The organism is Klebsiella sp. 141198 (assembly GCF_050600785.1).
Taxonomy (GTDB): Bacteria; Pseudomonadota; Gammaproteobacteria; order Enterobacterales; family Enterobacteriaceae; genus Klebsiella; species Klebsiella aerogenes.
This window is the reverse complement of record NZ_JAQIRM010000005.1, coordinates 83,831-101,197: the sequence shown is the minus strand read 5'-3', so window position 1 is coordinate 101,197 and position 17,367 is coordinate 83,831. Positions and strand designations below refer to the sequence as shown.

General features: G+C 53.3%; 18 protein-coding genes and 3 tRNA genes. 14 read left to right on the top strand and 7 right to left on the bottom strand.

Annotated features, from left to right (window positions below; all coding sequences use genetic code 11):
* Nucleotides 1-74 precede the first annotated feature (74 nt).
* From rsmC to PGR10_RS18240, 4 genes are all read left to right on the top strand, one after another.
* Nucleotides 75-1,103, top strand: coding sequence for a 16S rRNA (guanine(1207)-N(2))-methyltransferase RsmC (gene rsmC, locus PGR10_RS18255; protein WP_087858215.1), 1,029 nt, complete (start codon nt 75-77; stop codon nt 1,101-1,103).
* 173 nt (nt 1,104-1,276) lie between these two features.
* Nucleotides 1,277-1,363 (top strand) — tRNA-Leu (locus PGR10_RS18250).
* Between the two features lie 28 nt (nt 1,364-1,391).
* A tRNA-Leu gene (locus PGR10_RS18245) sits at nt 1,392-1,478 on the top strand.
* A gap of 29 nt (nt 1,479-1,507) precedes the next feature.
* Nucleotides 1,508-1,594: transfer RNA gene (locus PGR10_RS18240), tRNA-Leu, on the top strand.
* A 21-nt stretch (nt 1,595-1,615) separates the two neighbouring features.
* Here the strand turns inward: PGR10_RS18240 and PGR10_RS18235 are convergent.
* Complete coding sequence (locus PGR10_RS18235; protein ID WP_123273287.1) at nt 1,616-1,855, bottom strand: DUF1435 domain-containing protein; 240 nt, start codon at nt 1,853-1,855, stop codon at nt 1,616-1,618.
* 265 nt (nt 1,856-2,120) lie between these two features.
* On the opposite strand from PGR10_RS18235, the gene PGR10_RS18230 reads away from it, so the two are divergent.
* Nucleotides 2,121-3,167: a GGDEF domain-containing protein gene (locus PGR10_RS18230; RefSeq protein ID WP_113374549.1), complete on the top strand. Its 1,047-nt coding sequence runs from the start codon at nt 2,121-2,123 to the stop codon at nt 3,165-3,167.
* 112 nt (nt 3,168-3,279) lie between these two features.
* Nucleotides 3,280-4,068 (top strand): siderophore-iron reductase FhuF, encoded by a 789-nt coding sequence (gene fhuF / locus PGR10_RS18225; protein WP_087858218.1) that lies wholly within the window; start codon nt 3,280-3,282, stop codon nt 4,066-4,068.
* A 37-nt stretch (nt 4,069-4,105) separates the two neighbouring features.
* Here fhuF and PGR10_RS18220 read toward each other — a convergent pair whose 3' ends face one another.
* Nucleotides 4,106-5,449: a PTS sugar transporter subunit IIC gene (locus PGR10_RS18220; RefSeq protein WP_113374547.1), complete on the bottom strand. Its 1,344-nt coding sequence runs from the start codon at nt 5,447-5,449 to the stop codon at nt 4,106-4,108.
* A 336-nt stretch (nt 5,450-5,785) separates the two neighbouring features.
* Here PGR10_RS18220 and PGR10_RS18215 point away from each other — a divergent pair, with 336 nt between their 5' ends.
* Nucleotides 5,786-6,244 carry a YbaK/EbsC family protein gene (locus PGR10_RS18215; RefSeq protein WP_087858220.1) on the top strand — a complete coding sequence of 153 codons (459 nt, stop codon included), beginning with the start codon at nt 5,786-5,788 and terminating at the stop codon, nt 6,242-6,244.
* A gap of 8 nt (nt 6,245-6,252) precedes the next feature.
* On the opposite strand, the gene bglJ is transcribed toward PGR10_RS18215, so the two are convergent.
* The 4 genes from bglJ to pobA all read right to left on the bottom strand — a co-directional run bounded on the left by bglJ (nt 6,253) and on the right by pobA (nt 9,954).
* Nucleotides 6,253-6,933, bottom strand: a complete 681-nt coding sequence (gene bglJ / locus PGR10_RS18210) for a DNA-binding transcriptional activator BglJ (RefSeq protein WP_228306553.1) — start codon at nt 6,931-6,933, stop codon at nt 6,253-6,255.
* Entirely contained in the window at nt 6,894-7,616 is a 723-nt protein-coding gene (locus PGR10_RS18205) for a helix-turn-helix transcriptional regulator (RefSeq protein ID WP_271031590.1), read from the bottom strand. The genes bglJ and PGR10_RS18205 overlap by 40 nt, the downstream gene beginning before the upstream one ends.
* Nucleotides 7,617-7,875: 259 nt before the next feature.
* Complete coding sequence (locus PGR10_RS18200) at nt 7,876-8,745, bottom strand: helix-turn-helix domain-containing protein (RefSeq protein ID WP_087858223.1); 870 nt, start codon at nt 8,743-8,745, stop codon at nt 7,876-7,878.
* 24 nt (nt 8,746-8,769) lie between these two features.
* Nucleotides 8,770-9,954 carry a 4-hydroxybenzoate 3-monooxygenase gene (gene pobA, locus PGR10_RS18195; RefSeq protein WP_213794989.1) on the bottom strand — a complete coding sequence of 395 codons (1,185 nt, stop codon included), beginning with the start codon at nt 9,952-9,954 and terminating at the stop codon, nt 8,770-8,772.
* Nucleotides 9,955-10,224: 270 nt separating this feature from the next.
* Between pobA and PGR10_RS18190 the strand changes: the two genes are divergently transcribed.
* The 6 genes from PGR10_RS18190 to opgB all read left to right on the top strand — a co-directional run bounded on the left by PGR10_RS18190 (nt 10,225) and on the right by opgB (nt 15,935).
* Nucleotides 10,225-11,001, top strand: coding sequence for a threonine/serine ThrE exporter family protein (locus PGR10_RS18190; protein WP_087858225.1), 777 nt, complete (start codon nt 10,225-10,227; stop codon nt 10,999-11,001).
* Nucleotides 10,992-11,465: a threonine/serine exporter gene (locus PGR10_RS18185; RefSeq protein ID WP_348854255.1), complete on the top strand. Its 474-nt coding sequence runs from the start codon at nt 10,992-10,994 to the stop codon at nt 11,463-11,465. Before PGR10_RS18190 ends, PGR10_RS18185 begins: the two co-directional genes overlap by 10 nt.
* 85 nt (nt 11,466-11,550) lie before the next feature.
* Nucleotides 11,551-12,090 carry a primosomal protein DnaT gene (dnaT, locus tag PGR10_RS18180; protein WP_087858226.1) on the top strand — a complete coding sequence of 180 codons (540 nt, stop codon included), beginning with the start codon at nt 11,551-11,553 and terminating at the stop codon, nt 12,088-12,090.
* A gap of 2 nt (nt 12,091-12,092) precedes the next feature.
* Nucleotides 12,093-12,830: a DNA replication protein DnaC gene (dnaC, locus tag PGR10_RS18175; protein WP_026612409.1), complete on the top strand. Its 738-nt coding sequence runs from the start codon at nt 12,093-12,095 to the stop codon at nt 12,828-12,830.
* A gap of 65 nt (nt 12,831-12,895) precedes the next feature.
* Nucleotides 12,896-13,387 (top strand): DUF2501 domain-containing protein, encoded by a 492-nt coding sequence (locus PGR10_RS18170; RefSeq protein WP_430923900.1) that lies wholly within the window; start codon nt 12,896-12,898, stop codon nt 13,385-13,387.
* 256 nt (nt 13,388-13,643) lie between these two features.
* Nucleotides 13,644-15,935: a phosphatidylglycerol--membrane-oligosaccharide glycerophosphotransferase gene (gene opgB / locus PGR10_RS18165; RefSeq protein ID WP_213317826.1), complete on the top strand. Its 2,292-nt coding sequence runs from the start codon at nt 13,644-13,646 to the stop codon at nt 15,933-15,935.
* A 27-nt stretch (nt 15,936-15,962) separates the two neighbouring features.
* Here the strand turns inward: opgB and PGR10_RS18160 are convergent, their stop codons facing one another.
* On the bottom strand, nt 15,963-16,778 hold the full coding sequence (locus tag PGR10_RS18160; RefSeq protein ID WP_213317825.1) for a GNAT family N-acetyltransferase: 816 nt from the start codon (nt 16,776-16,778) through the stop codon (nt 15,963-15,965).
* 32 nt (nt 16,779-16,810) lie between these two features.
* Here PGR10_RS18160 and PGR10_RS18155 point away from each other — a divergent pair, with 32 nt between their 5' ends.
* Nucleotides 16,811-17,344: a GNAT family N-acetyltransferase gene (locus PGR10_RS18155; RefSeq protein ID WP_430923899.1), complete on the top strand. Its 534-nt coding sequence runs from the start codon at nt 16,811-16,813 to the stop codon at nt 17,342-17,344.
* Nucleotides 17,345-17,367: the final 23 nt, after the last annotated feature.

Sequence of the window (17,367 nt, the reverse complement as noted above, 5' to 3'; positions counted from 1 at the left end):
CAATATAGCAAATCCGTCGTATCTGCGCCAACAAACTACTATAATCGGCGCCAGTCTTATTGAAGGAGTGTTTCATGTCAGCTTTTACCCCGGCAAGTGAAGTCTTGCTGCGCCACAGTGATGATTTCGAGTCCGCCCGCGTTCTGTTTGCCGGTGACCTGCAGGATGACCTGCCTGCACGTCTGGATACCGCGGCCAGCCGCGCTCACACCCAACAATTCCACCACTGGCAGGTCCTGAATCGCCAGATGGGCGACAACGTTCGCTTTAGCTTAGTGGCCGAGGCCGCCGACGTCGCCGATTGCGACACCCTGATCTACTACTGGCCGAAGAACAAGCCGGAAGCGCAGTTCCAACTGATGAACCTGCTCTCTTTGCTGCCGGTAGGGATCGATATTTTCGTGATCGGCGAAAACCGCAGCGGCGTACGTAGCGCCGAGCAAATGCTCGCCGAATACGCGCCGCTGAATAAAGTGGATAGCGCCCGCCGCTGCGGTCTCTACCACGGCCGTCTGGAAAAACAGCCCTCCTTCAACGCCGAACAGTACTGGAACGAGTACGCGCTTGATAACCTGACCATTAAAACGCTGCCGGGCGTGTTCAGCCGCGACGGCCTTGATGTTGGCAGCCAACTGCTGCTGTCAACCCTGCAACCGCATACCAAAGGTAAAGTGCTTGATGTCGGCTGCGGCGCTGGGGTGCTGGCCGCGGTACTGGCCAGCCATTCGCCGAAGGTACGCCTGACGCTATGCGACGTCAGCGCACCGGCGGTTGAAGCCAGCCGCGCGACGCTTGCCGCGAATGGTTTTGAAGGCGAGGTCTTTGCCAGCAACGTCTTCTCTGAGGTCAGCGGCCGTTTTGACATGATCATCTCAAATCCGCCATTCCACGACGGCCTGCAAACCAGCCTGGAAGCGGCGCAGGCGCTGATCCGCGGCGCGGTCCGCCATCTGAACAGCGGCGGCGAGCTGCGTATCGTCGCCAACGCCTTCCTGCCGTATCCGCAGGTCCTGGATGAGACGTTTGGCTTCCACGAAGTGATCGCCCAAACCGGCCGTTTCAAAGTTTACCGCACGGTGATGACTCGCCAGGCGAAGAAATAATCATTGATCCTTGCCGGCGGCGCTCCCAATGCGCCGCCGGAACTTTCCTTCGCTCTGAATAGCCGATTTTTGCAGCAATCGATAAAACCTGCATAATTAACTATTGACGTGTCGCCGAAAACCACTAGAATGCGCCTCCGTGGTAACGATACTTTTTATAGTGTCGATGGTATGCGAAGGTGGCGGAATTGGTAGACGCGCTAGCTTCAGGTGTTAGTGTCCTTACGGACGTGGGGGTTCAAGTCCCCCCCCTCGCACCATAATCCACGTTGATATCGCTCGCACTGTGCGAAGGTGGCGGAATTGGTAGACGCGCTAGCTTCAGGTGTTAGTGTTCTTACGGACGTGGGGGTTCAAGTCCCCCCCCTCGCACCAACGAGGCGATATCAGATTAAGAATACTGTGCGAAGGTGGCGGAATTGGTAGACGCGCTAGCTTCAGGTGTTAGTGTCCTTACGGACGTGGGGGTTCAAGTCCCCCCCCTCGCACCAATATTCTTACCCTTCTCTGTTTTATCCCATCAGCTTCAAATTCAACATTATCAGCATTATTCCACTAACCAACGCTACGCTTGACGGCAACAGTACGAAATGACGCAACTGACGGTGCCAGATCATAGCCGCCGATAGTAATAACCCCAAAGCAATCATCACGCGCCAGGCTTCCACCGGCAGACCAATCATGCCTAACACCATCACCAGAACGCCCGGCAGCAGAATTCCCCAACCACTCCCTAAAGCTCGCTGCAACATGGTTTTGCCTCTTACAACGATAATGATAACCAATACCATATGATAATTTTTATCATTTGTCATCTCAGGGCGTTCAACTTTTATTACTCTTGCACTCAGGGGTAATGACATACATTCATTGGGATGATAAATTAAGCAAATTAAATCTATATATTAAATTGTCTGATCATTTGCGCAGATATCCTTATATTATGCATTGTTTTATATTTTCCCCCTTTGGCAGCCATCATCTTGAAACTTAACTACTAATAATGATAGTACCTATATGACTGCACAAACCTGGCGGGCTCATTATGAGCAAAAATATCAGTATTCCTTACGACTTTTTTTATTACTTAATTGTGTTTCTGCTGCTCTGGCGCTGTTCAGCCCGCTGTTTACCATTGTCACCGTCACATTGCCGAGTGCTCTGATCTGTGCGGCCAGCCTGGGCTTATTGTTATGGAATTGGAAATTCCCAAAACAGAAAATAAATATTCCTGTTATTTCTCTGTTATTTGGCGTGCTATGGGCCTGGCACATCGTAATAAAATCCTCATTGTTACCCCCTCCGCATTTTAACTTTCTGGTTATTGCCTTATTAAGCATCCTGTTTATTGGAACTATCGCTTTTTCTAACAATATCATCGCCTTTACTCTACATTCTCTACCGACTTTTATGGTGTGTCTGGCGCTGGCTGGCGGTGAGCAATGGCTGCGGATGTTTTACTGCTTTGTCCTGCCTGTTGCCGGGATTACGTTGCAAAACATTATGCAAAAGCGCAGCGATAATTTTACCCAAGGGCTAATGGATAAATTGCTGCAAGAGCGTAACACCCTGAACGATCTCAGTATGCTTGATCCTTTGACCGGTCTTTATAACCGTCGCGGCTTGCAAAACCGGATGGATAACATCCTGGCAGTGGATTCGCGCGAACATTTCATCCTGCTGTTGGATATTGACCATTTCAAAGCCTACAACGATAACTATGGCCATATGATGGGCGACCAGGCGTTAATCCAGGTATCGGCGGCGATTCGTAATTCCGTGCGCTCACGCGATATCGTCGCTCGCTTTGGCGGTGAAGAGTTCATGGTCGTGCTGACCAGTAGCACGGCGGAAACCGCCTTCCAGACGGCAGAACGCATTCGCCAGCGGGTTTACGATTTAAAAATCGCGCATCGTTTTAACGAGAGCGTCGCTACCAATGTCACCATCAGTATCGGTATGACCCCGCTGGTGGATGGCGATATCGACAGTGCGATAAAACGCGCCGATAGCGCGCTATATGAAGCCAAAAATCAGGGGCGTAATATCATTCTCGTCAACTAATGCTTCCAGCCCGCCGCGAGGGATACGCAGCGCTGACAAATCGCTTGCGCTCCCTGCGGTGAACAACTAGTATCAGCAATCATTATCATTTAGATTTGTATCTGGAAATCTGATGGCTTACCGTACCTTCTCCTTCAGCGATGATATTATTTGGCGTGCGCCGCTTGCGCCCGTCGAGCACGCTTTGGCGAATGCGATACGGGAAAAGATCGCGGCGGTACGCCCGCATCTGCTGGATTTCCTGCGTCTGGATGAAGAAGCGCCGCCGCTTACCCTGACCCTCGCGGAATGGTCGCAACCCACTACCCTCATTTCGTTGTTGGCCACCTATTCCGATCATATTTATCGCCATCAGCCCGGCCAGCCGCGTGAACAAAAACCCCTGCTGTCACTGTGGGCGCAGTGGTATATCGGCCTGCTGGTACCGCCGCTGATGCTGGCGTTACTAACAGAAGAACAAGCTATTAGCCTTGAACCGGAGCATTTTCGCGTTGAGTTCCATGAAAGCGGGCGCGCGGCTTGCTTCTGGATTGACGTGCATGCCGACCATGATGCGCTAATGCTTTCCGCGCAAGCGCGTATGGATATGTTGGTCAATAAAGCCCTGAAGCCGGTGGTGGAAGCGCTGGAAGCTACCGGCGACATTAACGGTAAGCTTATCTGGAGCAATACCGGCTATTTGATTAACTGGTATCTTGGTGAAATGAAAAATCTGCTTGGCGACGAGCAGGTTAACGCGCTACGTCAACACTGTTTTTTTGCAAAACAACAGGCCAGTGGCGAGGATAATCCGCTGTGGCGGACGGTAGTCGTGCGCGAAGGGCTACTGGTACGCCGAACTTGCTGTCAACGTTATCGCCTGCCGGACGTTCAGCAATGCGGCGACTGCACGTTAAAGTAATCATCTGACGGGCGGCAATATGCCGCCCGTTGTTATTTTATGCGGTCTGCTCGTTCTCCTGCTCGGCGCGCTGCGCCTCTTCAGCTTCCTGCGCCAGCAGTTGCTTTTCGTACACCTTAAAGAACGGGAAGTAGATGATTGCCGATACGCAGGCAAGAATAACGACCAGGATCGCCGCGCGGAAATCCCATCCCAGAGCCCATGCGCCGCCAATCGGCGCCGGCGCCGTCCACGGTACGACAGAGATAACTCGGCCTATCAGATCCAACTTCATGGCCGCCCAGGCAATCACCGCGTTAACCATCGGCGCCAGCAGGAACGGAATAAAGAATACCGGGTTCATGACGATAGGCGTACCGAAGATAACCGGCTCGTTAATGTTAAACAGGCTTGGCACCACGCTTAAACGACCAATAGAGCGCAAATGCGCAGAACGACTGCGTAGATAACAGAACACCAAGCCCATCGTGGCGCCAGAACCGCCTACGACAATAAAGAACGTCCAGAATGCTTCCATGAAAATATGCGGCAGCGGCGCGCCCTGCGCCAGAGCCTGCTGGTTCATCCCCAGATTAGTGAGCCAGAACATCTGCAGCATACCGGAAACAATCGCCGCCCCGTGAATCCCTGCGAACCACAGCAGGTGGCCAATCAACACTGCCAGCAGAATAGCCGGTAATGAATCCGCGGCGGATACCAGCGGCTTAAAGATAGCCATAATGGCCTGCGGGATCAGCAGGTCGAAATGATGCTGGATAAACAAGCTCAGAGGATAGAGCGTCAGTACCACCACCAGAACCGGGATCAACAGATCGAAAGAGTTTTTGATCATCGGCGGCACTTGATCCGGCAGGCGGATCCCGATGTTGTGCGCCCTTAAGAAACGCATCATCTCAACACAGTAAATCGCCACCAGGATCGCGGTAAAGATCCCGGTACCTCCCAGGCTATCAACCGGCAGACTGCCATTGGTTTTTGGCGCAGCGATCAGTAGAAAGGCCATGATCGACAGCATGGCGCACATGAAAGGATCGAGCTGGTACGCCTTTTCATAATGTTTGCCCAGGTTGTAGGAAATCGCCGCGCAGATATAAATAGACATGATGCCCATGGTCATATCAAAAGGCGTCAGAATGCGTCCTTCGAACTCTTTGGCCAAATCCAGCCAGGCGCGGGCGAAGCCCCAGGTGGTATCCGGTGAAAACGGCGGATAGGCGAAGACCAAGAGAAAGGAGCCTACAATCATAAACGGCATGGCCGAGATAAATCCGTCACGAATAGCCATGACGTGGCGCTGCGATGAAATGCGCCCGGCAACGGGACTTATATAGTTCTCTACAAAGCGAAATATCAGATTAAACGCAGCATGGTTTGCAGACATAGCAGCCCTCCTGACAGGCTATCGAAACAGGACCAACAACGGTAATCTTGCCGCTATGCTGAAATTAACTGCAGACGGATTGTGGCTGACCGGGACTGACGGTTGCCATAATGCCAGCAGGAGCATCTCATGCGCGGCTGTTAGTTATCTTTGGTACAGGGAGTTACCATGTCAGTATTCATCGACGAGCGCGAACCTGCAACCGGTTACAGTAACCGGTTGCGGCGATTGTGAAGAAGATCCAGAAATCAGAATAATTCCTGATTATCCATCGACAATATTTACAGATTTCCGGCCTTGTGACAGATTTAAGCGGATAACTACCAGGAGAACCCCATGAGTCTGCAGTCCGTGAGGCAGTTTTTTGCTGAGCATGCCCCCGATATTGAAATCATCGAGTTGAATCAAAGTACGGCGACCGTTGCGCTTGCCGCCGCCGCGCATCGTGTCGAGCCGGGGCAAATCGCTAAGACTTTATCCTTAAAGGTAAAAGAACGGGTTATATTGATCGTCGCTAAAGGCGATGCTCGCCTTGATAATAAGAAGCTGAAAGACGCCTTCGGGGCAAAAGCGCGGATGCTCAGCAGTGATGAAGTCGTTACGCTAACCGGCCACCCCGTTGGCGGCGTCTGTCCGTTTGGCCTGGAAAACCCTCTGCCGGTCTATTGCGATGTTTCACTCAAGCAGTATGCCGAAGTTCTACCGGCAGCAGGGGCAATTCATAGTGCGGTACGAATTTCGCCTGAGCGCATGGCACAACTGACAGAAGCCGATTGGGTGGACGTCTGCCTGTAACTTGCCGGTTATTGCGCCAGGCACATTCCTGGCCCATCGTCGTTATTCGCCGGCAGACACAGCAGAATGTCCGCCGCGCTAAGCAGGCCAATATCAGAGTTAACGCCCAGTTTGGTCATCGCGTTAAATTTATGTGCGCGAATAGTTTTGATATTTCTATCAAGCTGGGTGGCAATTTCGGGCAATGAATAGCCATAGGTCATATAACGCAGTATCGTATGCTCCGTCGGGCTAAGAATTTGCCCACAGGAGCTGTAGCTGCGCTCCAGAATGCTTTCTTTATCCAATGGCGCCTGCTCGATCAGCTGCAGTAAACGTTCCTGCAGACGAGTAAGGCAAGATGATTTATTCAGAATAGTTTGCGGGCTTGAAGGTGTCAGATGACTGATCAGACGCATTTCCGCCGTATTATCCGCCAGTACAATTCGCTGTATTTCGGGTCGCGTTTGCGCTATTTCATGTAAAAAAAGCAGGCTTTCCAGACGAATACGTCGGCTACCGGAAAGAGAAAAAATAACGGCGATAAAGTTTTTGGAAGCGAATTCACGCTTTAAGGCCTGAGTATCTTTATAAAAATGAATGCTATATTTTTTGCCTGCTTCATTATCTAAAATATAACGAAGCGCCATCTCAGTCATTGCGCATTTTTCTACGATAGCGACACATCGTGTTGTGAGATTTTTTTCCATTCCGTGTTATCTCCATAGGCTGAATACAGATTCAGTTCCTTCATTCCTTGAGCGCTATTGATCCAGGCATACATTTCTGCATTACTGCGTAACGAAAGTCGGCGCATGGCGCTATTTTTCTGCGCGCTTATCGTTTTATTGCTTTTTTTCAACAAGGCAGCAATCTGGTTAATTCCCCACCCTTTTGCCAGTAGCCGCAACACTTTGCGCTCTGAAAAGGTTAAGATGACCGTATCGCTAGCATCATCACCTAAGTTGTCCATCTCGGGTGAAAAGAGTGTCTGGCTAATTCTTTCGGCAGAAGCTTTACCAGCTCGGATAACCTCAATGAAACGTTTGACCGGCTCGCTATCAGAAATCAGAGAACTTTCCGGCCGCATCAGAAACTCAACTGCCAGTGGGAAGCAGGAGTGACCAACCATAAAGATCCAGTGAATATCCCGGTATTGATTCATTAACGAATAATAATGCTCACAAATATCTCGCGGGCGTTCAATGTGACCGGAGAGGTCGACGAGAACCAGCACGGCGCGGCGAAGCTGAAGCAGCGTGAGTTCATCCTGTGAAGCACAGAAACTCAGATCGTAATCAGGGAGATGCTCCCTTAAAATAGCCTTCAAACCCGATTGCATAACCGGTATTCTACTAATGATGACGCCAAATTTACCTTGTCCTGGCAACATAAAACCTCCACCTCCTGTCAAAGATTCACACCCGAAATAAATAACGGATGAATGGCTACTATAATATTATTTCGCCAATTGAATCTTTATCGTCCCTGGTGGGCATGACGTATGCCCTGAAGTTAATTCCATAACCGTGAGGGATATTTTTGCATTACTCTCACCAACGATTTACCCTAACACAAAATGATGCCATCAATAAATTAGAAAAAATTAAAAGCCTCATTAGAAAAATTACCTTAAGAATTAAATAAATAATTTATTTAATTTCTTTCCTAAATGCTTTCGGTGAGACCCCACTATATCGTCGAAAGAATCTCGAAAAATAAGCAGCATCAGTAAACCCCAAATAATCAGAAAGTTGGGTGATAGTCATGCTGGTATATTGCAGGTTACGCCGCGCTTCCAACATTAAACGTTGATGTAATACGCCTAATGCGCTGCAGCCATGAAATTCACGACACAAATAATTTAAATGCGTTGCGGAAAGCCCCACTAGCTTTGCATATTCAGCCAGCGGCAGATGTTCCCGGTAGTGGCTTTCAATCAGACGGGAAAAATGGCGCATGACGCTGCGCTTACGTTCGGCTTTGTCTTCTGTCACGGGTGTCGGCCGGCACTGGCGGTTTAACCATACTAATAGCGCTCCCAGCAGCGAATGGAGCATCATTTCGCGCGCATCATGCTCTTCGCAATATTCTTCACGTAAGGCGGTAAACAACGAACGAATATGGCCGCGGGAGCGTTTCACCGCCACGCACTGCGGCTGCGATAGCACATCAAGCGTGCGCCCAAACTGGCTTTCAAAGCGGCTCAGCAACGGCTGCGACAGCGACAGGACAAACCCTTGCGTGCCGGGCGAGAAACGAAAGCCATGAATACATAATGCCGGCACGACCTGTATACAGGCTTCGGTCATCACCCTGGTGACGCCTTCGATTTCAATTTCAGCGCGCCCCTTATGCAGATATAAAAGCTGCACCATTTCGGCATGTTGATGTACGCGGATATGCCACTCATAAAGGCTGCTGCGCTGCAAAATGGATTCGCAATGCAGCAGATCCGGCGTCGGCCAACCGCGCTCTTCGCCATACAGGGTAAAAACGGGAATCGTGTTCGCGGTTAACATGGTCTCTCCAGTTTTCGTTTGTCGTTACGTGACGCGCTCCATCGGCAGCCCCACATAATTTTCGGCAATGGTCGTTAGCCCGGCTCGAGAACCCAGATAGTAGCGGCGGTCGGCGGCCTGCATTTTTTTATCGAATTCATTCTGTTCAGGAAAGTCGTGCAACAGGCGAGTCATAAACCAACTGAATCTTTCTCCTTTCCACACGCGGTCGAGAGCAAAGCGCGAATAGCTGGCAATAAGATCCGCGCGGCCATGGTGATAATATTCGCGCAGGATCCGCCATAAATAATTGACATCCGACGCCGCCAGATTCAGCCCCTTTGCGCCGGTTGGCGGCACGATATGCGCGGCGTCGCCGACCAGAAACAGTCTGCCGTACTGCATCGGCTCAACGACATAACTGCGCAGCGGCGCAATGCTCTTCTCAAGTGAGTGACCAGTTACTAACTTATTTGCAAGATCCTCCGGCAGGCGGCGTTTTAGCTCATCCCAGAAGCGTTCATCAGACCACGCCGAGACGCTATCGCTTAGCGGCACCTGCAGGTAATAGCGGCTGCGGGTGAGTGAGCGCTGACTACACAATACAAATCCGCGTTCGTGATGAGCGTAAATCAGCTCCGGATTCACCGGCGGTGTATCCGCCAGCAAACCTAACCAACCAAACGGCCACACGCTTTCATACTCTTTGAGAATGTCACGTGGAATACTTTGCCGCGAAACGCCGTGGAAACCATCGCAACCGGCAATAAAGTCACACTCCAGTCGACACTTTTCGCCGCCGCTCACGTAGGAGACTACCGGCCGGTCGCTCTTAACATCCTCGATTGCCACCTCGCTAACGCCATAGATAATCGCCGCGCCGCTGTCGCGTCTTGCCGCCATCAGGTCACGGGTGACTTCAGTCTGACCGTAAACCATCACGCTTTTACCGCCGGTCAACTCGCTGAGCGGTACCGGTACCCGCTGGCCTTCAAATAAAAACTCCACGCCATGATGAACCAGCCCTTCCGCGTCCATGCGCTTCGCTACCCCCGCTTCACGCAGTAGTTCGACGGTACCGTTTTCAAGTATCCCCGCGCGGATGCGCCCCAGCACATATTCCGCACTCTGACGCTCAAGGATGACGGTATGAATACCAGCGTTATGCAGCAGTTGGCCTAACAGCAGCCCCGAAGGGCCCGCGCCAATAATGGCAACCTGTGTTCTCATAGGGAACTCGCTCTCGAAAGTTAATTATTTGTTTGTTTTTTGTTTATTAAAAGTTCACAGATGCATTTTTGATAACTCAAACGGGAAAAAGAAGGGATGAATGGCGGTAAAAATTGCACTTTCCAACGAAGTGGTGAAAGTGTGGCGCGGTTCAAATTTCAGCCAACGCCATTGATGGAGCAATTTTTGCACATTGTTTGATCCGGCACGCCGCACAACGGGATGGAGTTCAGGTACAAGTATTAATAGAGACGCGGACAGCAGGTACTTATGCAGGCAGATAAATCAGAGCAGCGCGCCGTCACCCGGTTGTGCATCCAGTGTGCCCTTTACTTACTCCAGCACGGTGCGGAAAGCGCGCTGGTTGAGGAGCTTTCTACCCGCCTCGGGCGAGCGTTAGGTATGGATAGCGTTGAGAGCGCCATCTCCTCTAACGCGATTGTGCTCACCACGATTAAAAATGGTGAATGCCTGACTTCCACCCGCAAAAACAGCGATCGCGGAATTAACATGCACGTGGTGACGGAGGTACAGCATATCGTGATCATGGCCGAACATAAGCTGTTGGATTACAAAGATGTCGAGAAGCGCTTTTCGCAGATCAAACCCTTGCGCTACCCGCGTTGGCTGCTGGTATTGATGGTTGGCCTCTCCTGCGCCTGCTTTTGTAAATTGAACAACGGCGGCTGGGATGGCGCGGTGGTGACCTTCTTTGCCAGCACCGTCGCCATGTATATTCGCCAGCTGCTGACCCACCGTTCCATGCATCCGCAGATTAATTTCTGCATTACCGCCTTCGTCGCTACCACGATTTCCGGGCTGATGCTGCGTCTGCCGGCCTTTAGCGACACGCCGACTATCGCCATGGCCGCCAGCGTGCTGTTGCTGGTTCCCGGCTTTCCGTTAATTAACGCCGTGGCCGATATGTTTAAGGGCCATATTAATACCGGGCTGGCCCGCTGGGCGATCGCCAGCCTGCTGACGCTGGCGACCTGTATTGGGGTGGTGATGGCAATGACCGTGTGGGGGCTACGCGGATGGGCATAATCTCTTATCTTTTCGACCTGGCGCAGGATATGGCGCTGGCGGCCATCCCTGCCGTCGGCTTTGCGATGGTCTTCAACGTTCCACAGCGCGCGCTGCGCTGGTGCGCGTTACTGGGGGCTATCGGCCACGGCTCGCGGATGATAATGATGAGCGCAGGCTTCAATATAGAATGGGCGACCTTTCTCGCCGCGTTACTGGTTGGCAGTATCGGCATTCAATGGTCGCGCTGGTATCTGGCGCACCCGAAGATATTTACCGTCGCCGCAGTGATCCCGATGTTCCCTGGGATTTCGGCTTATACGGCGATGATCTCGGCCGTTAAAATCAGCCATTTTGGTTACTCCGAAGAGATGATGATTATGCTGTTGAGCAACTTTTTAAAAGCCTCCTCCATCGTCGGGGCGCTCTCTATCGGGCTATCTATTCCCGGTTTGTGGCTCTATCGCAAACGCCCGCGCGTATAACCGGCAGCGCTGCTTCCTGGCCTCGCACTATGCTACTATGTCAGCAATTCCCCCACTCTTTGCTGTTCAGAGTTGAGATAGCGTTATGTCTTCACGAATTTTAACCACCGACTTTTGCGGTCTTGACGATTTCGTCGAGAACCACGCGGCCAGGCTGCAAAAATCAGCCAGCGGCGCCGTCGCCGTGTTTGCCAATAACGCCCCGGCGTTTTACGCGCTGACGCCGGAGCGCCTGGCGCAGTTGCTGGAACTGGAAGCGAAACTGGCGCGCCCCACCAGCGATATCGCGCTGGATGCGCAGTTCTTTGACGAGCCGAGCGCCGCGCCCGTCGCCGTGCCGATGGGGAAATTCGCCATGTATGCCGGCTGGCAGCCGGATACCGATTTTCAGCGTCTGGCGGCGCTGTGGGGCATCGCCCTGACGCAGCCGGTCACCCCTGAAGAACTGGCTGCCTTTGTCGCCTACTGGCAGGCGGAAGGCAAAGTTTTCCACCACGTGCAGTGGCAGCAAAAGCTGGCGCGTAGCGTGCAAATCGGCCGCGCCAGCAACGGCGGGCAGCCGAAGCGCGATGTGAACACCATTAGCGAACCCGATAACCAGATCCCGCGAGGTTTCCGAGGATGAGCATGAAAAACGTTGGCGATCTCATGAAGCGCCTGCAAAAAATGATGCCAGCCCACGTGCAACCGGCGTTTAAAACCGGCGAAGAGCTGTTGGCCTGGCAAAAAGAGCAAGGTAAGCTGCGTTCAGAGGCGCTGGAGCGGGAAAATCGGGCGATGAAAATGCAGCGCACCTTTAATCGCTCCGGGATCCGTCCATTACATCAGAACTGTTCATTTGATAATTACCGGGTCGAAAACGACGGGCAGATGATAGCCCTATCCCGCGCCCGCCAGTACGTTGAAGAGTTTGACGGCAATATTGCGAGCTTTATCTTCTCCGGCAAGCCGGGCACCGGTAAAAATCATCTTGCCGCCGCTATCTGCAACGAGCTGCTGCTGCGCGGTAAATCGGTATTAATCATCACCGTCGCCGATATTATGTCGGCGATGAAAGATACCTTTGGTAATCGGGAAACCAGCGAAGAGCAATTGCTAAGCGACCTGAGCCGGGTCGATCTGCTGGTTATCGACGAAATCGGTATGCAAACCGAATCGCGCTACGAGAAAGTGATTATCAACCAGATTGTCGATCGTCGCTCCTCCTCGAAACGCCCGACCGGCATGCTGACCAACAGTACCATGGATGAAATGAACAAACTGCTCGGCGAACGCGTCATGGATCGCATGCGCCTTGGTAATAGCCTGTGGGTAAACTTCACCTGGGATAGCTACCGCGATCGCGTTACCGGTAAAGAGTATTGAGAGATTTCCGAGCTCAAGCGGCGTTATACTGAAGAGATTCTTAAGTAACGACGAAGAGTACGTTTATGAAATCTTTGCAGACAGCTTTTTGCGCCGCTATCGCAGCCGGCGCGTTGATGGCGGCCCCCACCTACGCCGCCTCCTGGCAGGACTCACTCAATAGCGCCGCCAGCCAGCTCAGCAGCAGTTCCCAGCAAAGCGGCGGCGGTATGTCGATGTCGTCCTTAACCAGCCTGCTCAACGGCGGCAACCAGGCGCTCACCTCCAGCAGCATGAACAATGCCGCCGGCGTTCTCTCTTATTGCGCGCAAAAAAAACTGACCTCGGTCACCAACGCCGACAACGTGAAAAACCAGGTACTGGATAAGCTTGGCCTGAGCACGCCGGAGAAACAGAAACAGGATACCGGTTATCTGGAAGGGCTACAGGGATTGCTGAGCAGTAATAACGGCCAGCAGTTGAATCTGAACACCCTGGGCAGCAGCCCGCTGGCTGAAAGAGTGAAGACTAAGGCCTGTGACCTGGTACTGAAACAGGGCGTTAACTTCCTGTCTTAATTTTCCCCGCCGATGCCGCGTTTGGCGCTTTAGCGTCGCCAGCGCGGCCGCAATCGCTATTTTTACTTTTCTGCTCCTGTTTTCCCCGTGACGACAGGATGAGACATCGTACAAAAAAGACGCTTTCTAAACCAATTCTGAATCACAGCACACTTTCATGACACTACAATTGCAGCAGAAAGACGCTGCCATTACAGTGTAGCGTGAAAATCGATCTATCCGGCCAGCCCGCCGCTGGCGCACATGAGGGTTAGCTGTGTCAGAGTTGTTATCCATCGCCTTGTTTCTCGCCTCGGTGGTGATCTATGCCTGGAAAGCCGGTCGCAATACCTGGTGGTTCTCTGCCACTCTTGCGGTGCTGGGGCTGTTTGTTGTGCTCAATATCACCCTCTACGCCAGCGACTACTTCACCGGCGACGGTATTAACGACGCGGTACTCTATACCCTGACCAACAGCCTGACCGGCGCGGGCGTCAGTAAATATATTCTGCCGGGTATCGGTCTGGTGCTGGCGCTGGTCGCCGTATTTGGCGCCCTCGGTTGGATATTACGCCGTCGCCGCCACCATCCGCATCACTTTGGCTACAGCCTGATAGCGCTGGTACTGGCGCTGGCCTCCGTCGACGCCAGCCCGGCGTTCCGCCAAATCACCGAACTCGTGAAATCGCAGTCCCGCGACGGCGATCCGGACTTCACGGCTTACTACAAAGAGCCGTCGAAAAGCATCAACAATCCGCAGCTGAATCTGGTCTATATCTACGGCGAGAGCCTGGAGCGCACCTATTTCAATAACGAGGCTTTCCCGGAGCTCACGCCGGAACTGGGTAAAATCAAAAGCGAAGGACTGGATTTCAGCAATACCGCACAGCTTCCCGGCACCGATTACACCATCGCCGGTATGGTCGCTTCCCAGTGTGGTATTCCGCTGTTCGCGCCGTTCGAAGGCAACGCTTCCGCGGCGGTATCCAGCTTCTTCCCGCAAAATATCTGTCTCGGCGATATCCTGAAAAATTCCGGTTACGAAAACTACTTTGTACAGGGCGCCAACCTGCGCTTCGCCGGTAAAGACGTTTTCCTCAAATCCCACGGTTTCGATCACCTGTACGGTGCGGAAGAGCTGAAAACGACGGTGGCCGACCCGTCCTACCGCAACGACTGGGGCTTCTACGACGACACCGTGCTCGACGAAACGTGGAAAAAGTTCGAAGAGCTCTCCCAATCCGGCAAACGCTTTTCGCTGTTCGCCCTCACCGTCGATACCCACCATCCTGACGGCTTTATTTCGCGCACCTGCGAGCGTAAACGCTATGACATGGATGGCAAAAAGAATCTCTCCTTCAGCGCCGTGGCCTGTAGCCAGGAGCACATCGCCGCGCTAATTGAAAAGATTAAGGCCTCGCCGTACTTCAAAAATACGGTCATCGTGGTCTCGTCCGATCATCTGGCGATGAAAAACAGCGCCTGGGATTATCTGAACAAACAGGATCGCAGTAATCTGTTCTTTATCCTGCGCGGCGACCAGCCTCAGCAGGATGTGCTGGCCGTGAAGCGTAATACCATGGATAACGGCGCGACGGTGCTGGATATTCTCGGCGGCGATAACTATATCGGCCTTGGCCGCAGCAGCCTTTCCGCAGAATCGCTCTCCACTATCTTCATGAACATGAAAGAGAAGGTGCTGGCATGGAAACCGGACGTCATTCGTCTGTGGAATTTCCCGAAGGAGATTAAGAGCTTCAGCATCGACTCGCAGAAGAACATGATCTCATTCTCCGGTAGCCATTTCCGTCTGCCGCTGCTGCTACGGGTCTCGGATCAGCGCGTCGAGCCGATTCCGGAAAGCGAGTATTCCGCGCCGCTGCGCTTCCAGTTGGCGGACTTCGCCCCACGCGACAATTTCGTATGGGTCGACCGCTGCTACAAGATGGGCCAACTGTGGCGGCCGGAACTGGCGCTGTCCACCGACTGGTGCGTCTCGCAAGGTCAGCTGGGCGGCGAACAGCAGGTACAGCACGTCGACAAGCCGCAATGGCAGGGCAAAACCGCCTTCAAAGATACCGTTATCGATATGGAGCGCTACAAAGGCAACGTCGATACGTTGAAAATTGTCGATAATGATATTCGCTATAAAGCCGATAGCTTTGTGTTTAATGTCGCCGGCGCGCCGGAGGAGGTCAAACAGTTCAGCGGCATCTCGCGGCCTGAGCTGTGGGGACGCTGGTCCAACGCCCAGCTCGGTGACGAAGTGAAGATTGAATATAAAGAACCGCTGCCGGAAAAATTCGATCTGGTGATCACCGCCAAGGCCTTCGGCCCGAACGCCAACCAGCCAATACCGGTGCGCGTCGGGAAAAGTGAGCAAGTACTTACTTTAGCCAATGAAGTGACTACGACGACGCTGCATTTCGACAATCCGGCGCGCAGCAACACCTTAACTATCACTCCGCCGGAGCCGCAGTCCACCAACGAAGGCAATATTGTCGGCCACGCGCCGCGCCAGTTGGGCATTGGCATGGTGGATATTAAAATCGTCGGTCGCGAAGGTTAACACCTACGGCCCGGCGTCTGCGCCGGGCTAGTTCAAGCGCAGGCACATCTCGTACTGCTGCAGCGCCAGCGGCGCATAACCCGCCGATTTAAACAGCGGCGTGAAGGTTTCCGGGATGGTCACCGAAGTGCTTAATCCCGGAAACTGTTGAGCCAGCGCGATCAGCATTTCCCGCCCCAGCCCGCGTCCGCGCGCCGCCGGCGTCAGCCATAAAAACTGCAGCTGCGGCTTGCTGGCAGTGGTTGCCAGCACGGCGAAGGCCTGCTGCTGCAGCGTCAACGCCCGACATGGCAAGGTAATAAAGGTCAGTGGATCCAGCAGCCACGGCAGTTGCCCTTCCTGCTCCAGGCTTGCATGACGCAGCAGACTCAGCAAATCGTAATCCTCCAGGGGAGACTCACGCGGCTCCGCTTGCGTCTCGCTGAGATAGCCGCACAGCCCGTGACGCACCGCAAAGCCCAATGACTGATACAGCGCCACCGCCCGGTGGTTATCGCGGATTACCTCCAGCCACATTCGCTGTACGCCCTGAACCCGTAAATCGGCGATAAGCGAGGTCATCAATTGTCGCCCTCGTCCTTTGCCGCGAAATCCGGGATGAATAGCAAAAGCCGCCAGTCGCGCATCGCGCCCGCGGCGGGCGATGAGCCCGATAGCCGCCGGTTCATCTCCTGCCAGCCACACCTTAGACTGCAACAGGTTTAACCCTTCGGCGCTAAAGCGCTGTACAAACAGATCTACCGACATCGATACCGGCACCAGATAATCGGCAAAGCAGTCATTCAAAATCGTAGTCAACTGCGCGCCGCTAAACTGGACGGCAGGAACGGCGGTGAACTCCATGCATTTCTCCCTGAGGCTGCTATGCTGAGGCGATGAAAACTAACACTATAAACCCCACTTTCACTTTTCGCCTGACCGAAGAAGGCGATCTGCCGCTGCTGCCCGCGCTGGAGTGTTCGGCGGCACAATCCTTTGCGCGCATTCCCGCTTTCGCCTGGCTGGCGGAAAGCCCGGTAATGAGCGTTGAACAGCACCGGCAATACCTGGAAACCGGCCATAGCCTGCTGGCGCTTGCTGACGACAGGCCCGTTGGTTTCCTGCTGAGCGAGCCGCTGGACGATGCCCTATTTATTGTAGAAATCTCCGTCCACCAGCAGTGGCAGGGCCAGGGTATTGGCCGCGCCCTGCTTAGCCAAACTATCGACAACGCCCGCCGCGACGGCTTCCCGGCGGTGACGCTCACCACCTTTCGCGAGGTGCCGTGGAACGCGCCCTTTTATACCCGACTGGGCTTCACCATCCTCAATGAACTGCGCCTACCCGAAGGGCTGGCGGCGAAACGCGCGCTGGAAACGGAGCATGGCCTGACGGCGGAAACCCGCTGCGCGATGCGCCTTGATTTTTAGCGCCGCGAGAGGCGCCGCGCTGA

Bases quoted from the DNA above. Each gene is read 5' to 3' on its own strand.
- rsmC (WP_087858215.1), top strand. From the start codon at position 75: ATGTCAGCTTTTACCCCGGCAAGTGAAGTCTTGCTGCGCCACAGTGAT.
- PGR10_RS18235 (WP_123273287.1), bottom strand. From the start codon at position 1,855: ATGTTGCAGCGAGCTTTAGGGAGTGGTTGGGGAATTCTGCTGCCGGGC.
- PGR10_RS18230 (WP_113374549.1), top strand. From the start codon at position 2,121: ATGACTGCACAAACCTGGCGGGCTCATTATGAGCAAAAATATCAGTAT.
- fhuF (WP_087858218.1), top strand. From the start codon at position 3,280: ATGGCTTACCGTACCTTCTCCTTCAGCGATGATATTATTTGGCGTGCG.
- PGR10_RS18220 (WP_113374547.1), bottom strand. From the start codon at position 5,449: ATGTCTGCAAACCATGCTGCGTTTAATCTGATATTTCGCTTTGTAGAG.
- PGR10_RS18215 (WP_087858220.1), top strand. From the start codon at position 5,786: ATGAGTCTGCAGTCCGTGAGGCAGTTTTTTGCTGAGCATGCCCCCGAT.
- bglJ (WP_228306553.1), bottom strand. From the start codon at position 6,933: ATGGAAAAAAATCTCACAACACGATGTGTCGCTATCGTAGAAAAATGC.
- PGR10_RS18205 (WP_271031590.1), bottom strand. From the start codon at position 7,616: ATGTTGCCAGGACAAGGTAAATTTGGCGTCATCATTAGTAGAATACCG.
- PGR10_RS18200 (WP_087858223.1), bottom strand. From the start codon at position 8,745: ATGTTAACCGCGAACACGATTCCCGTTTTTACCCTGTATGGCGAAGAG.
- pobA (WP_213794989.1), bottom strand. From the start codon at position 9,954: ATGAGAACACAGGTTGCCATTATTGGCGCGGGCCCTTCGGGGCTGCTG.
- PGR10_RS18190 (WP_087858225.1), top strand. From the start codon at position 10,225: ATGCAGGCAGATAAATCAGAGCAGCGCGCCGTCACCCGGTTGTGCATC.
- PGR10_RS18185 (WP_348854255.1), top strand. From the start codon at position 10,992: ATGGGCATAATCTCTTATCTTTTCGACCTGGCGCAGGATATGGCGCTG.
- dnaT (WP_087858226.1), top strand. From the start codon at position 11,551: ATGTCTTCACGAATTTTAACCACCGACTTTTGCGGTCTTGACGATTTC.
- dnaC (WP_026612409.1), top strand. From the start codon at position 12,093: ATGAAAAACGTTGGCGATCTCATGAAGCGCCTGCAAAAAATGATGCCA.
- PGR10_RS18170 (WP_430923900.1), top strand. From the start codon at position 12,896: ATGAAATCTTTGCAGACAGCTTTTTGCGCCGCTATCGCAGCCGGCGCG.
- PGR10_RS18160 (WP_213317825.1), bottom strand. From the start codon at position 16,778: ATGGAGTTCACCGCCGTTCCTGCCGTCCAGTTTAGCGGCGCGCAGTTG.
- PGR10_RS18155 (WP_430923899.1), top strand. From the start codon at position 16,811: ATGAAAACTAACACTATAAACCCCACTTTCACTTTTCGCCTGACCGAA.